Origin of the sequence: Citrobacter sp. wls710, assembly GCF_005281115.1 — a bacterium.
Taxonomy (GTDB): domain Bacteria; phylum Pseudomonadota; class Gammaproteobacteria; order Enterobacterales; family Enterobacteriaceae; genus Citrobacter; species Citrobacter werkmanii.
The window spans coordinates 62,516-77,201 of the sequence record NZ_SZXD01000040.1 but is presented as its reverse complement, the minus strand read 5'-3'; the positions used below and the strand labels follow the sequence as shown (position 1 = coordinate 77,201).

The 14,686-nt window shown below is 54.4% G+C and carries 16 protein-coding genes; 13 read left to right on the top strand and 3 right to left on the bottom strand.

The window, feature by feature from the left end; translation table 11 throughout:
• Window positions 1–36: 36 nt before the first annotated feature.
• Entirely contained in the window at window positions 37–564 is a 528-nt protein-coding gene (gene ppa, locus FDX14_RS19610; RefSeq protein WP_038636623.1) for an inorganic diphosphatase, read from the bottom strand.
• Between the two features lie 309 nt (window positions 565–873).
• Between ppa and ytfQ the strand changes: the two genes are divergently transcribed.
• From ytfQ to FDX14_RS19585, 5 genes are all read left to right on the top strand, one after another.
• Window positions 874–1,830: a galactofuranose ABC transporter substrate-binding protein YtfQ gene (ytfQ, locus tag FDX14_RS19605; RefSeq protein WP_042312755.1), complete on the top strand. Its 957-nt coding sequence runs from the start codon at window positions 874–876 to the stop codon at window positions 1,828–1,830.
• A 103-nt stretch (window positions 1,831–1,933) separates the two neighbouring features.
• Entirely contained in the window at window positions 1,934–3,436 is a 1,503-nt protein-coding gene (gene ytfR, locus FDX14_RS19600; protein WP_137350090.1) for a galactofuranose ABC transporter, ATP-binding protein YtfR, read from the top strand.
• A 13-nt stretch (window positions 3,437–3,449) separates the two neighbouring features.
• Window positions 3,450–4,472 (top strand): galactofuranose ABC transporter, ATP-binding protein YtfT, encoded by a 1,023-nt coding sequence (ytfT, locus tag FDX14_RS19595; RefSeq protein WP_042312868.1) that lies wholly within the window; start codon window positions 3,450–3,452, stop codon window positions 4,470–4,472.
• Window positions 4,459–5,460: a galactofuranose ABC transporter, permease protein YjfF gene (gene yjfF, locus FDX14_RS19590; RefSeq protein ID WP_079225618.1), complete on the top strand. Its 1,002-nt coding sequence runs from the start codon at window positions 4,459–4,461 to the stop codon at window positions 5,458–5,460. The genes ytfT and yjfF overlap by 14 nt, the downstream gene beginning before the upstream one ends.
• A gap of 103 nt (window positions 5,461–5,563) precedes the next feature.
• Entirely contained in the window at window positions 5,564–6,676 is a 1,113-nt protein-coding gene (locus FDX14_RS19585) for a methyl-accepting chemotaxis protein (RefSeq protein WP_137350089.1), read from the top strand.
• Window positions 6,677–6,777: 101 nt separating this feature from the next.
• Here the strand turns inward: FDX14_RS19585 and fbp are convergent, their stop codons facing one another.
• A complete protein-coding gene (fbp, locus tag FDX14_RS19580; RefSeq protein ID WP_042312748.1) occupies window positions 6,778–7,776 on the bottom strand; it encodes a class 1 fructose-bisphosphatase in 999 nt (332 codons plus the stop codon).
• A 175-nt stretch (window positions 7,777–7,951) separates the two neighbouring features.
• Between fbp and mpl the strand changes: the two genes are divergently transcribed.
• Window positions 7,952–9,328 (top strand): UDP-N-acetylmuramate:L-alanyl-gamma-D-glutamyl-meso-diaminopimelate ligase, encoded by a 1,377-nt coding sequence (mpl, locus tag FDX14_RS19575; protein WP_016151460.1) that lies wholly within the window; start codon window positions 7,952–7,954, stop codon window positions 9,326–9,328.
• A 99-nt stretch (window positions 9,329–9,427) separates the two neighbouring features.
• Here the strand turns inward: mpl and yjgA are convergent, their stop codons facing one another.
• Window positions 9,428–9,979 carry a ribosome biogenesis factor YjgA gene (gene yjgA / locus FDX14_RS19570; protein ID WP_038636638.1) on the bottom strand — a complete coding sequence of 184 codons (552 nt, stop codon included), beginning with the start codon at window positions 9,977–9,979 and terminating at the stop codon, window positions 9,428–9,430.
• Between the two features lie 95 nt (window positions 9,980–10,074).
• Between yjgA and pmbA the strand changes: the two genes are divergently transcribed.
• The 7 genes from pmbA to FDX14_RS19535 all read left to right on the top strand — a co-directional run bounded on the left by pmbA (window position 10,075) and on the right by FDX14_RS19535 (window position 14,649).
• Window positions 10,075–11,427 (top strand): metalloprotease PmbA, encoded by a 1,353-nt coding sequence (gene pmbA / locus FDX14_RS19565; RefSeq protein ID WP_038636641.1) that lies wholly within the window; start codon window positions 10,075–10,077, stop codon window positions 11,425–11,427.
• An 86-nt stretch (window positions 11,428–11,513) separates the two neighbouring features.
• Window positions 11,514–11,900 carry a cytochrome b562 gene (gene cybC, locus FDX14_RS19560; protein ID WP_061382747.1) on the top strand — a complete coding sequence of 129 codons (387 nt, stop codon included), beginning with the start codon at window positions 11,514–11,516 and terminating at the stop codon, window positions 11,898–11,900.
• Between the two features lie 310 nt (window positions 11,901–12,210).
• Window positions 12,211–12,519, top strand: a complete 309-nt coding sequence (locus tag FDX14_RS19555) for a PRD domain-containing protein (protein ID WP_016151467.1) — start codon at window positions 12,211–12,213, stop codon at window positions 12,517–12,519.
• A 10-nt stretch (window positions 12,520–12,529) separates the two neighbouring features.
• The gene (locus FDX14_RS19550) at window positions 12,530–12,892 is read left to right on the top strand and encodes an SFCGS family glycine-rich protein (RefSeq protein ID WP_008786042.1); all 363 of its coding nucleotides are present in this window, start codon (window positions 12,530–12,532) and stop codon (window positions 12,890–12,892) included.
• A 2-nt stretch (window positions 12,893–12,894) separates the two neighbouring features.
• A complete protein-coding gene (locus FDX14_RS19545; RefSeq protein ID WP_038636649.1) occupies window positions 12,895–13,194 on the top strand; it encodes a DUF4312 family protein in 300 nt (99 codons plus the stop codon).
• 22 nt (window positions 13,195–13,216) lie between these two features.
• Complete coding sequence (locus tag FDX14_RS19540; protein ID WP_006686375.1) at window positions 13,217–13,993, top strand: DUF4311 domain-containing protein; 777 nt, start codon at window positions 13,217–13,219, stop codon at window positions 13,991–13,993.
• An 11-nt stretch (window positions 13,994–14,004) separates the two neighbouring features.
• Window positions 14,005–14,649: a DUF4310 family protein gene (locus FDX14_RS19535; protein ID WP_038636652.1), complete on the top strand. Its 645-nt coding sequence runs from the start codon at window positions 14,005–14,007 to the stop codon at window positions 14,647–14,649.
• Window positions 14,650–14,686 lie beyond the last annotated feature (37 nt).

Below are 14,686 nucleotides of genomic sequence, written 5' to 3'. Positions count from 1 at the left end.
GCCCCGACATGCGGGGCTAAGCATCATAAGTAAGAATTACTTCTTCGCGCGCTCGAAGGAAGCAACGATTTCAGCTTTAGCCGCTTCGGCGTTGTCCCAACCGTCAACTTTTACCCATTTGCCTGCTTCGAGATCCTTGTAATGCTCGAAGAAGTGGGTGATCTGCGCTTTCAGCAGTTCCGGCAGGTCGGACACATCTTTGATGTGATCGTATTCTTTGCTCAGCTTGGTGTGCGGTACCGCAACCAGTTTCGCATCTTCACCGGATTCGTCGGTCATTTTCAGAACGCCTACCGGACGGCAGCGGATCACTGAACCTGGCTCCAGCGGGTACGGAGTCGGGACCAGAACGTCAACCGGATCGCCATCCAGAGACAGGGTGTGGTTGATGTAACCGTAGTTGCACGGATAGAACATCGCGGTGGACATGAAGCGGTCAACGAACAGGGCGCCGCTCTCTTTGTCAACTTCGTATTTGATCGGATCTGCGTTGGCAGGGATCTCGATAACAACGTAGATATCTTCCGGCAGGTCTTTACCGGCAGGGACGTTGAGTAAGCTCATGTCTGTTTCCTTTAAATAAGCTATGGCAAACAAGTGGCGGGTATTATAGCCAACTCGCGCGGAATGTCTCCGCTTGTTTTCGCTTTATCTACTCCCATTTTCTTCTTTTTGCTCCTCTCTGGTGACAGAAAAATCCATATCTTCAGCCGCATTTTTCATAGTGATATGAAAGCGATTACAAACTTGTGATTAACGTTTTATTTACTTTTTTGAAGTGTGATGTAACGCAATCCGTTACATGCTCAATTGTCTATAGTTTTTTCGCGACGGTTTATTAACCAACAATAATCACCCTACGAGGACGCACTTATGTGGAAGCGCTTACTTATAGTCACAGCAGTTTCGGCAGCCATGTCGTCTATGGCAATAGCAGCCCCTTTAACCGTAGGATTTTCGCAGGTTGGCTCTGAATCCGGCTGGCGCGCCGCAGAAACCAACGTGGCGAAAAGCGAGGCCGAAAAACGCGGAATTACGCTGAAAATCGCTGACGGCCAGCAAAAGCAGGAAAACCAGATTAAAGCAGTCCGTTCATTTGTTGCCCAGGGCGTCGATGCCATCTTTATTGCGCCGGTCGTGGCAACAGGTTGGGAGCCGGTGTTAAAAGAGGCCAAAGATGCCGATATTCCGGTCTTTTTGCTTGATCGTTCCATCGATGTAAAAGACAAATCTCTCTATATGACTACCGTCACCGCCGATAACGTGCTGGAAGGCAAATTGATCGGCGACTGGCTAATTAAAGAGGTGAACGGCAAGCCGTGTAACGTCGTTGAGTTACAAGGGACCGTTGGTGCCAGCGTGGCGATCGATCGTAAGAAAGGGTTCGCTGAAGCCATCGCTAACGCGCCAAACATCAAAATTATCCGCTCTCAGTCCGGCGATTTCACCCGCAGTAAAGGGAAAGAAGTGATGGAGAGCTTTATCAAAGCGGAAAACAACGGCAAGAACATCTGCATGGTTTACGCCCACAACGATGACATGGCGATCGGCGCTATTCAGGCGATCAAAGAGGCTGGCCTGAAACCAGGCAAAGACATTCTGACGGGTTCTATTGACGGCGTACCGGATATCTACAAAGCGATGATTGATGGTGAAGCCAATGCCAGCGTCGAGCTGACGCCGAATATGGCAGGCCCGGCATTTGACGCGCTGGAGAAATTCAAAAAAGACGGCACGATGCCTGAGAAGCTGACCATTACCAAATCGATCCTCTATCTGCCGGATACCGCGAAAGAAGAGCTAGAGAAGAAGAAAAACATGGGCTACTAAGCCTTCATTAAACTGCCGAAGGCGCTGCGTTTGCCCGGCCTACATTAAGCTCTTTTGTAGGCCGGATAAGCGTAGCGCCATCCGGCGTGATGCAGGGGGAACCATGACCACCGACCACTATCAGGAAATCCTCCGCACAGAGGGCTTAAGCAAATTCTTTCCCGGCGTCAAAGCGCTGGATAACGTGGATTTCAGCCTGCGACGCGGCGAGATCATGGCATTGCTCGGCGAAAACGGGGCGGGGAAATCGACGCTGATCAAAGCGTTGACCGGTGTTTATCATGCCGATCGCGGCACGATTTGGCTCGAAGGCCAACCAGTCTCCCCCAAAAATACTGCCCATGCCCAGCAACTGGGGATTGGCACCGTGTACCAGGAAGTGAACCTGCTGCCCAATATGTCGGTAGCGGATAATTTGTTTATTGGCCGCGAACCGCGACGCTTTGGCCTGTTGCAGCGTAAACAGATGGAAAAGCGCGCGACGGAGCTGATGGCGTCGTACGGTTTTTCTCTTGATGTGCGCGAGCCTCTGAACCGCTTTTCCGTGGCAATGCAGCAGATCGTCGCCATTTGCCGGGCGATCGATCTCTCTGCGAAGGTGCTGATCCTCGATGAACCTACCGCCAGCCTCGATACCCAGGAAGTTGAAATGCTGTTCGGCCTGATGCGGCATCTGCGCGATCGCGGCGTCAGTCTGATCTTCGTCACCCATTTCCTCGATCAGGTTTATCAGGTCAGCGATCGCATCACCGTCCTGCGTAACGGTGGCTTTGTGGGCTGTCGTAAAACTCGCGAGCTGCCACAGATCGAACTGGTCAAAATGATGCTGGGTCGCGAACTGGATACCCATGCGCTACAACGTGCGGGCCGCACGTTGCTGAGCGATAAACCGGTGGCGGCGTTTAGCGGCTTTGGCAAGAAAGGCACTATCGCCCCGTTCGATCTGCAGGTGCGTCCAGGTGAGATCGTCGGTCTCGCCGGGCTGCTGGGATCCGGGCGGACGGAAACCGCGGAAGTGATCTTTGGCATTAAACCCGCCGACAGCGGCAGCGCACTGATCAAAGGTAAACCGCAGACCTTGCGATCGCCGCATCAGGCTTCGTGCCTGGGGATCGGTTTTTGCCCGGAGGATCGCAAAACGGATGGCATAATCGCCGCCGCCTCGGTACGCGAAAACATCATTCTGGCGTTGCAGGCGCAGCGCGGCTGGTTGCGCCCAATTCCCCGTAAAGAACAAAACGAGATTGCCGAGCGCTTTATTCGCCAGCTTGGTATTCGCACCCCTAACGCTGAACAGCCGATCGAATTTCTCTCCGGCGGCAATCAGCAAAAAGTCTTGTTGTCGCGCTGGTTACTGACCAAACCGCAGTTTCTGATCCTCGATGAACCCACGCGCGGGATCGATGTCGGCGCGCATGCCGAGATCATCCGCCTGATCGAAACGTTGTGCGCCGATGGTTTGGCCCTGCTGGTTATCTCATCGGAACTGGAAGAACTGGTGGGCTATGCCGATCGGGTCATTATTATGCGCGATCGCAAACAGGTGGCCGAGATCCCACTGGCTGAATTGTCCGTCCCGGCGATCATGAACGCCATTGCGGCCTAAGGAGACTATGGTGATGCCTCAATCTCTCCCTCAATCCAATCCGCCTAAACGACGGTTTCATTGGCCCAAGGGGATGCCACAGCTGGTAGCGTTGTTGCTGGTACTGCTGGTGGACAGTCTGGTTGCGCCGCACTTCTATCAGGTGATTTTGCAGGATGGTCGGCTGTTCGGTAGCCCGATTGATATTCTCAACCGCGCTGCACCCGTGGCGCTGTTGGCGATTGGTATGACGCTGGTGATTGCCACTGGTGGCATTGATCTTTCCGTTGGCGCCGTGATGGCCATTGCCGGGGCGACGACCGCTGCGATGACGGTGGCCGGGCACAGCCTGCCGGTGGTGCTGCTTGCCGCCTTAGGCTCTGGCATTCTGGCGGGATTGTGGAACGGAATTCTGGTGGCCATCCTCAAGATCCAACCCTTCGTCGCCACGTTGATCCTGATGGTCGCCGGGCGCGGAGTGGCGCAGTTGATCACCTCCGGGCAGATCGTCACCTTCAACTCACCTGAGCTTTCCTGGCTTGGCAGCGGCTCGCTGTTACTGTTCCCCACGCCGGTGATTATTGCGCTACTGACGCTGGTGGTGTTCTGGCTGCTGACACGTAAAACGGCGCTGGGCATGTTTATTGAAGCGGTGGGTATCAACATTCGTGCGGCGAAAAACGCCGGGGTCAACACCCGCATTATTGTGATGCTCACCTATGTGCTGAGCGGCCTGTGTGCCGCTATCGCCGGGATCATTGTTACCGCGGATATTCGCGGCGCGGATGCGAATAACGCCGGATTATGGCTGGAGCTGGACGCTATTCTCGCGGTTGTTATCGGCGGCGGCTCGCTGATGGGCGGGCGTTTTAACCTGCTGCTGTCGGTGATCGGCGCGTTAATTATTCAGGGGATGAACACCGGGATTTTACTGTCGGGCTTCCAGCCGGAACTGAATCAGGTGGTCAAAGCCGTCGTGGTGTTGTGTGTGCTGGTTGTACAGTCACAACGCTTTATCAGCCTGATAAAAGGAGTGCGTGGTCATGATAAAACGTAATTTACCGCTGATGATCACCCTCGGCGTGTTTGTGCTGGGCTACCTCTACTGTCTGACGCAATTTCCGGCTTTTGCTTCCACCCGGGTGATTTGCAATATCCTGACCGATAACGCTTTTTTAGGAATTATTGCCGTCGGCATGACCTTCGTGATCCTCTCTGGCGGGATCGACCTTTCCGTTGGCTCGGTAATCGCCTTTACCGGCGTATTTCTGGCCAAGGCGATTGGCTACTGGGGGATTTCTCCGTTACTGGCGTTCCCGCTGATTTTGCTGATGGGCTGCGCGTTTGGCGCGTTTATGGGATTGCTGATTGATGCGCTGAAGATCCCGGCGTTTATCATTACCCTGGCGGGAATGTTCTTTTTGCGCGGCGTTAGCTATCTGGTTTCTGAAGAGTCGATCCCAATTAACCATCCGGTTTATGACATGCTCTCCAGCCTGGCATGGAAAATCCCCGGCGGCGGCCGTCTGAGCGCGATGGGATTGCTGATGCTGGCAGTGGTGGTGATTGGCATCTTTCTGGCGCATCGTACGCGGTTCGGTAATCAGGTTTATGCGATTGGCGGCAACGCCACCTCTGCTAACCTGATGGGGATCTCCACCCGCAGCACCACCATCCGTATTTATATGTTGTCTACCGGTTTGGCTACGCTGGCTGGCATTGTCTTTTCAATTTACACCCAGGCCGGTTATGCGCTGGCGGGCGTCGGTGTCGAGCTGGATGCGATTGCCTCAGTCGTGATTGGCGGTACGCTGTTGAGCGGCGGAGTGGGTACGGTTTTAGGCGCCTTGTTTGGCGTGGCTATTCAGGGGCTGATCCAGACCTATATTAATTTTGACGGCACATTAAGTTCCTGGTGGACCAAGATCGCGATTGGTATTTTATTGTTTATTTTTATTGCCTTACAACGCGGTCTCACGGTGCTTTGGGAAAATCGTCAAAGCTCGCCGGTCACCCGCGTAAGCACGGCGACAACACCAAAGTAACATCATGATTTTTCACAAGACATTTAAATAGCTAAACTTTTTCCGGTTGTAGTCGATAGGTTCTGTACAGGTCTGTTTTAACCCTACAACCGGAAATATAACAATGCCAAAATCCCTTTCAATTCGATCAAGTTTGTTGGTGTTATTGTCTCTGCTGGCGTTTCTTCTTTTGCTGACCGGCGGAATGGGGCTATACGCCTCTACCCGCATTATTACTTCATTGATTTATCACGGTATTATGAGTGCAGCGATGCTGGCGGCCATCGCATTGCTGGCGGTTATTTGGTTTATGCTGCGAAATAAGTTTTTCAAACCGCTGGATAACATTGTTGAACAGCTGGAACGTCTGGCGACAGGCGATTTGTCGCCAGTTAGCGCGCTGTCGGCCAGCGCCGAATTTAACCGCCTCAACGCGGCAATGGATGACATGCGCCATGCGCTGGGCGACTCGGTGCAACGCGTGCGTGACGCCAGCTCGCAAATTGATATCGGTAGCCGTGAACTGACGGCCGGAAATCAGCATCTGGCGCAGCGCACTGAATCGACAGCCACGTCGCTGGAACAAACCGCCGCCAGCATGGAGGAGTTAACGGCAACCGTGAAACAGAATGCGGACAACGCCGAACAGGCGCACCAGTTGGCAAAATCGGTATCGGATACCGCCGATCGCGGCAGCGAGATGGTGTGCTATGTGATCGAGAAAATGCGCGATATTGCCGGCAGTTCCAGCCGCATTGCCGACATTCTTAGCGTGATTGACGGCATTGCATTTCAGACCAATATTCTGGCGCTCAATGCCTCCGTTGAAGCGGCGCGGGCCGGTGAGCAAGGACGGGGTTTTGCGGTTGTCGCAGGTGAAGTACGTAATCTGGCCAGCCGCAGCGCCGAAGCGGCAAAAGAGATCCGCGCGTTAATCAGCGATTCGCACACCCACGTCGGTGAAGGCAGCGAACTGGCGCAGCAGGCGGGTGAAACCATGGATGAAATTGCCACTGAAGTGATGCGCATGACTAAGCTGATGCGTGAAATCGCCAGCGCGTCCCAGGAACAGAGTCGCGGCATAGAGCAGGTGAATATCGCGGTGATGCAGATGGATGAAACGGCGCAGCAAAATGCGGCACTGGTACAGCAGTCTTCAGCGGCTACCCGCTCGTTGGAAGAGCAGTCACATGCGCTGCTGGAGGCGATGGCGGCGTTTAAGCTACAGACAGTGTAACCGAACGTAGGCCTGATAAGGCGAAGCCGCCATCAGTCAATGAATTGCCGGATGGCAACGCTGCGCGTTTTATCCGGCCTACGTCCGTACGATCAAGACAATTACGCGTCCGGGAACTCGCGGATAAAGCGTTCTACATCTTCGACCATATGGTCGTTGCCCACGAAGAAGGAGCGGCGTTGGTGCAGGCTTTCCGGAATGATATCCAGAATACGCTCTTTACCATCGCTGGCTTTGCCGCCCGCCTGCTCAGCCAGGAAGGCCATCGGGTTGCATTCGTACAGCAGACGCAGCTTGCCTTGCGGGTGGCTGGCGGTGCTTGGGTACAGGTAGATCCCGCCCTTCAACAGGTTACGGTGGAAGTCCGCAACCAGAGAGCCAATGTAGCGCGAGGTGTACGGGCGCTGGGTTGACTTATCTTCTTCCTGACAGAATTTAATGTACTTCTTCACGCCATTCGGGAATTTGATGTAGTTGCCTTCGTTAATGGAGTACGTGCTGCCTTTCGCCGGGAAGCGCATACGTTCCTGGCTGAGGCAGAATACGCCCAGAGAAGGATCGTAGGTAAAAGCGTGTACGCCACAGCCGGTGGTATATACCAGCATGGTGGAAGAACCATAAACAACGTAGCCCGCAGCAACCTGCTTGTTGCCCGGCTGCAGGAAATCCTCTTCCGTAACCGGTGTGCCGACTGGGGTTACGCGGCGATAAATAGAGAAAATCGTACCGACAGAGACGTTAACATCGATGTTGGATGAGCCATCCAGCGGATCCATTAGCACAACATATTTTGCGTGTTCGCAGCCTTCGAAGACGACGATTTCATCTTCTTCTTCCGAGGCAATGCCCGCCACAATGTCGCGCGCCTTCAGTGCAGCTTTCAGTTTTTCGTTCGCGAACAGATCGAGTTTCTGCTGAACCTCTCCCTGCACGTTCTCAGCACCGCTGGCACCCAGGATATCGACCAGACCGGCCTTGTTGATATCGCGGTGGATGATCTTGGCGCCCAGCTTTATTGCCGACAACAAAGCAGTGAGTTCACCGGTAGCATGAGAAAACTCGTGCTGCTTTTCGACAATAAATTCACCTAACGTTTTCATAACACTTTCCCTGCAATTTATGTGGAGTAAAGCGACCGCAACAATATTAACAAATATTTCCATTGTTGCGCTTAGGTGAATCGCGCCAGCAAACTACGGAATATCCTGAAATGCGTTTCTCACTTGCCGGACATGTGCGTAAAATGGCCCCCAGATTAAAAAAGGATAGTGACGTATGCGCATTCATATTTTGGGAATTTGTGGCACTTTCATGGGCGGTCTGGCGATGCTCGCGCGCTCGCTTGGTCATGAAGTAACCGGTTCGGACGCCAATGTGTATCCGCCGATGAGTACCTTACTTGAGAAGCAAGGCATTGATTTGATTCAGGGGTACGATGCCAGCCAGCTCGACCCGCAGCCGGACCTGGTGATCATTGGCAACGCCATGACCCGTGGTAATCCCTGCGTGGAAGCGGTGCTTGAGAAGAACATTCCGTACATGTCTGGCCCGCAGTGGCTGCATGACTTTGTCTTGCGCGATCGCTGGGTACTGGCGGTTGCGGGGACGCACGGCAAAACCACCACTGCCGGAATGGCGACCTGGATCCTTGAAGCCTGCGGCTATAAGCCAGGCTTTGTGATCGGTGGCGTTCCGGGCAACTTTGAGGTTTCTGCGCGTCTGGGCGAAAGCGACTTCTTCGTGATTGAGGCGGATGAGTACGACTGCGCCTTCTTCGATAAGCGTTCTAAATTCGTGCATTACTGCCCGCGCACGCTGATCCTCAACAATCTTGAGTTCGATCACGCGGACATCTTTGACGATCTGAAAGCTATTCAGAAACAGTTCCATCACCTGGTGCGTATCGTGCCGGGCCAGGGACGCATCATCTACCCGGAAAACGACATCAATCTGAAACAGACGATGGCGATGGGCTGCTGGAGCGAACAAGAGCTGGTGGGCGAACAAGGCCACTGGCAGGCGAAAAAACTCACTACCGATGCCTCCGAGTGGGAAGTGTGGCTGGACGGTGAAAACGTTGGCGTAGTGAAGTGGGGGCTGGTTGGCGAACATAACATGCACAACGGTCTGATGGCGATTGCGGCTGCCCGTCATGTTGGCGTAGTGCCTGCCGACGCGGCGAATGCGCTGGGCTCATTCATCAACGCCCGTCGTCGTCTTGAACTGCGCGGCGAAGCGAACGGCGTGACGGTGTATGACGATTTTGCTCATCACCCGACGGCGATTCTGGCAACGCTTGCTGCACTGCGCGGTAAAGTGGGCGGCACTGCGCGCATTATCGCGGTCCTGGAACCTCGCTCGAACACCATGAAAATGGGCCTGTGCAAAGATGACCTGGCGCCATCGTTAGGTCGTGCGGACGAAGTGTTCCTGCTGCAACCGCCGCACATTCCGTGGCAGGTAGCAGAAGTCGCTGAAGCCTGCGTACAGCCTGCGCACTGGAGCGGCGATGTGGATGCGCTGGCAGATATGGTGGTGAAAACCGCACAGCCAGGCGATCACATCCTGGTGATGAGCAACGGCGGGTTTGGCGGCATTCATCAGAAACTGCTGGATGGCCTGGCGAAGAAAGCTCAGGCAGAAGAAGAGTAAAAAAATGCCCGGTGGCGCTATGCTTACCGGGCCTACGATGCGTTGTAGGCCGGATAAGGTGTTTGTACCGCCATCCGGCACTTTCGGCAGACGAAGAGGTTACGCCTCGTTTTCCGCCAGTTCACGCAGGTACTGGAAAATCTGACGCGCTGATTTCGGCGGCTTGTTGCCCGCTTTTTCTTTCCTGGCGTTACGCACCAGCGAACGCAGTTGCTGACGATCGGCATCAGGCCACAGGTTCATCACTTCTTCGATGGCTTCATCGCTACCGTCAACCATACGGTCACGCAGTTGCTCCAGCTTATGGAAGACAACGACCTGCTGGTTGTGGCGGTTTTTCAGCTTGTCCAGCGCCTGACGGATAGGATCAACATCGCGCTGGCGCAACATTTTGCCAATCAGCTGCAGCTGGCGGCGGCGACCTTCCATCTTAATGCGCTGGGCCAGCTCAATGGCGGCACGTAAATCCGCGTCGAGCGGGATTTTATCCAGCGCGTTTTTCCCCAGTTCTACCAGTTCCACACCCAGGCGTTTTAACTCCTCGGCGTCACGTTTTATTTCACTTTTACTGACCCAGATAATTTCATCGTCTTCGTCTTCGATGTCATCACCGGGAACGTCGTCGAGCCAGTCTTCGGGCTGCTTAGTCATGTCAGGCTCCTTAAAAAAAGAGGCTAATGTTACCAGTTAAGATGCGCACTGAAAAACGGTTCTCTGTTAGACTTCAGAGAAACTCTCTCTACATTATGGCATTTGCGATGAAAGTAATCTCACAAGTTGAAGCGCAGCGTAAGATTCTGGAAGAAGCGGTCTCGACGGCTCTGGAATTAGCGTCAGGTAAGTCGGATGGCGCGGAAGTCGCTGTTAGCAAGACCACGGGTATTAGCGTCAGCACCCGTTATGGTGAAGTGGAGAACGTAGAATTCAATAGCGATGGCGCGCTGGGGATTACGGTTTATCACCAGAACCGTAAGGGCAGCGCATCCTCCACCGATTTAAGTCCGCAGGCGATTGCCCGTACCGTCCAGGCCGCGCTGGACATTGCACGCTACACTTCGCCGGATCCGTGCGCGGGCGTGGCAGATAAAGAACTGCTGGCCTTTGATGCGCCCGATTTGGACCTGTTCCACCCCGCGGACGTTTCCCCTGATGAAGCCATCGAACTGGCTGCTCGTGCTGAACAAGCGGCGCTGCAGGCTGATAAGCGTATCACCAATACCGAAGGCGGCAGTTTTAACAGCCACTATGGCATCAAAGTGTTTGGCAACAGCCATGGCATGCTGCAGGGCTACTGCTCCACGCGTCATTCCCTTTCCAGCTGTGTGATCGCGGAAGAAAATGGCGATATGGAGCGTGATTACGCTTACACCATTGGCCGGGCGATGGGCGATCTGCAAACGCCGGAATGGGTAGGGGCAGACTGCGCGCGCCGTACCTTATCTCGCCTGTCTCCGCGTAAGCTTTCCACCATGAAAGCGCCGGTCATTTTCGCCAATGAAGTGGCGACCGGACTGTTCGGACACCTGGTCGGCGCGATTGCTGGTGGCTCCGTATATCGCAAATCCACCTTCCTGCTGGACTCGCTGGGCAAACAAATTCTGCCGGAATGGTTGACCATTGAAGAGCATCCACATCTCCTGAAAGGGCTGGCCTCCTCGCCATTTGACAGCGAAGGCGTACGCACAGAGCGCCGTGACATTATTAAAGACGGCATTTTGACCCAGTGGCTGCTGACCAACTACTCTGCCCGTAAGCTGGGGCTGAAGAGCACCGGTCATGCGGGCGGGATTCACAACTGGCGTATTCCTGGACAAGGTCTAAGCTTCGAGCAGATGCTCAAAGAGATGGGCACGGGCCTGGTGGTGACTGAGCTGATGGGGCAGGGCGTAAGCGGCATTACCGGCGATTACTCGCGTGGCGCGGCGGGCTTCTGGGTCGAAAACGGCGAAATTCAGTACCCGGTGAGTGAAATTACCATCGCCGGCAACTTAAAAGAGATGTGGCGTAATATCGTCACCGTCGGCAACGATATTGAAACGCGCAGTAATATTCAGTGTGGTTCAGTCCTGTTGCCGGAGATGAAGATCGCCGGGCAATAATACCCGTCATACTTCAAGCTGTGGCGTGAATTATTGAGGGTATCTGGCGTTTGTTTATTTTTGAATAATAAAAAAGGAAGTGAGCAATGCGTAAACACCTGTTAGCGATCGTCGCAGCTTCAACGCTGGTTCTTGGTTCTTCTGCGTTTGCAGCCGATCTTGAAGACGATATGGGGATCCTCAACGACAACCTGAAAATCGTCGAAAAAACGGATAATGCGACTGAGCTGAAAGACGCTTTAACCAAAATGCGTGCAGCCGCGCTGGACGCGCAAAAGGGAACGCCGCCGAAGCTGGAAAACAAATCCCCGGACAGCCCGGAGATGAAGGATTTCCGCCACGGCTTTGACACGCTGATCGGTCAGATCGACGGCGCGTTGAAGCTGGCGAACGAAGGTAAAGTCAAAGAGGCGAAAGCCGTTGCGGAAGACCTGAAAAAAACACGCAACGAAAACCACAAGAAGTTCCGTTAATCTGCTCTATCCGGCCTGCATAATCGTAGGCCGGATAAGACGCCAAAGGCTATCCCCGTCACATTTTTTCAACTTTAGAGTTAGGGAAATCATTCGCCGAACCGGCTGTTTTCTGCTCATCTCTTGCGATACCCGTCACAATTTCTCGCCACTAAAGCGCAAATATCGCCTTTTCTGCGGCATAGATCACTATCGCTGCGCCTCTTTCCACTTCGAAGTGGAAAACAACTCGCTACAAACTTTTAACCCCCACCGCTAATTTACCCTCAGAGCCATTAGTGGGGTAAGACGAGTGAATAACGGAGCTGTAATGAATGACATGGGGGAATCGGTTGAACTGGCCGACCGCATGCTGGCGCAGGTGTATGCCTTGCTGCGTGAACGCCACATTATTCCCAACGCCGTACAGGAACAGATGCTGACGTCGCATGTTCGCGCCATGGCGCACCGCTCGGTAACGGGTGAACCCTTACCAGAAGTCGATGCCAGCTTGTTCGATGAAATATCTGCCGAATCAATGGCGCTTGCCCGCGACGTGGTCGCTGAGTTTGGCAATCTTCCTGAGGAAGAGGCCTGGCTGCTGTCGGTGCACTTCGAAGTCGCGAAAGACAACCTGTAAGGAGCAAAAGATGGAACAAATTACCGTAGTGATTGGCGATCGTCTGGGTAAAGGCCAGAAAGTGGCGGCAGGCGTTGAGAAAGCGGGTGGCCGAGCGGTCGTGGTGCCGGGTGTGGCGGCAGATATGAAGCTGGGCGATGTGATGAAAGCGGAAAACGCCACCTTTGGCATCTCGTTTTGCGGCAGCGGCGGGGCGGGCGCGATTACCGCGCAAACCAAATATGGCTACAAGGCGAAATATGGTATGCGCTCGGTCGATGAAGGGGTAACCGCCATCAATGAAGGCTGCAACGTGCTGGGGTTCGGTTTTATGGACAAAGAAGAACTCGGTGAGCGCCTGGTACAGGCGTGGCAAAAGAAATACGGCGCTTAAGCATGAAAGAGCAATTCACCACCACGGTGAGAGTCACGGGCAAGGGGGAGGCCAAAGCGCGCGCCTTTGCCGATGCTCTGAACCACGTTCAGGCTGCGGTGATGAAAGCGTCCCCGCATATCTTACTGCGTATTGAGCCACAGGATGTGCAGGTTGTTCAAGCGCGTGAAACGGTGCGCAAAGAGGCGTTTTTGTTCCTCTTCCTGCGCCGGGAAAGACGCACCTTCAGCGTGGAGCTGGACGTGACCGTCAACGTGACTGCCATCAATCTCGACAAGGTGGATTTCGTTACGCAACGCTGATTCTTTATTAAAAGGCATAATTATGTTCCTGATAATATTAATAAAATCGCTCATCATCGGCGGCCTGGTTGGCGTCGGTGTCGGCGCTGGGGCTGCACGCATGTTTCATGCGCCGACCACTCAAGGGATGGGCGCGTTTCGTACTCTGGGAGAACTGAATTCCTGTGAAGGGGATCCGGCTTCTCACTTCTCGTTCGGCCTGGGCTTTTTCTTTAACGCCTGGGCTTCTTCCGTTGCCGCAGGGGCGTTCACGCAGGACGTCGACCATCGCATTATCCCCAACTGGGGGGCCGCCGCGCTGATGATCAAAAATCGCAACGTTGGTGAAACGCTGCACGATCCTAAGCGCATGGCGATCGCCTGCGGTGTTATCGGCATGATTGTCGTGACCTTCCTGAACCTCACCGCGTCATCCGTACCGGAAGCGCTACAGGTTACTGCCGTTAAGGTGCTGGTGCCCGCGGCAAACCTGCTGGTCAACACCGTGATGCCAGTGATCTTCTGGCTGGCGGCGATCGACGCCGGTAAGAAATCCGGCTTCTGGGCTACCGTTTTTGGCGGCGCGGCGCAGTTAATTATGGGCAACGCCGTCCCGGGTCTGGTGCTTGGCATTTTGATCGGCAAAGGTGTTGAAGAGAGCGGCTGGAACCACGTGACGAAAGTGATGATGGTGGCTATCGTCGCGCTGTTCGTCCTGAGCGGCTTCTTCCGCGGCTTCGATATGAAGATGATCGAATCCTTCCATCTGACCGTGCCTGACTGGTTGGAACTTATCCACAACTCGCTCAGCGGTAAATAACGGAGGCCATCATGGAACAGAATAAAGGTTTTTGGTTCGCCGACTGGTCGTTCCCGATCTTCGTTGGTCTGCTCTCATCCGGCGTGTTTGCCGGAACGCACATGTACTACCTGTACGGTATCGGCGCATTCAACGAAGTGGCGTTCGTGGCGATGTTGAAAGCGGGAATGGACACCGGCTCCTACGGGGCGGTAGCGGCATTTGGCGCCAGCTTCCTGTTTGCCCGCATCATTGAAGGTTCGCTGGTGGGGATTCTGGATATCGGCGGGGCGATCCAGACCGGGGTCGGGTTAGGCGTTCCGGCGCTGCTGCTGGGCGCGGGCATTATCTTCCCGGTCGCCAACTTCGCTGCCTCGTTGGTCACCGGCCTGGTGATTGGTCTGGCGATTGGCTACATCATCATTCTGGCGCGTAAGTTCACCATCAATCAGAGCGACTCAACCTACGGAGCGGACGTGATGATGGGGGCCGGTAACGCTTCTGGCCGCTTCCTCGGTCCCTTGATTATCCTCAGTGCGATGACGGCCTCCATTCCGATTGGCGTCGGTTCACTGCTGGGTGCGCTGCTGTTTTATATCTGGCAAAAACCGATCACCGGCGGGGCGATTCTCGGCGCGATGATCCTCGGTTCCATCTTCCCGATTGCCATTAGCTAACGGTTGATTTGTAGGCCGGATAAAGCGGTTACGCCGC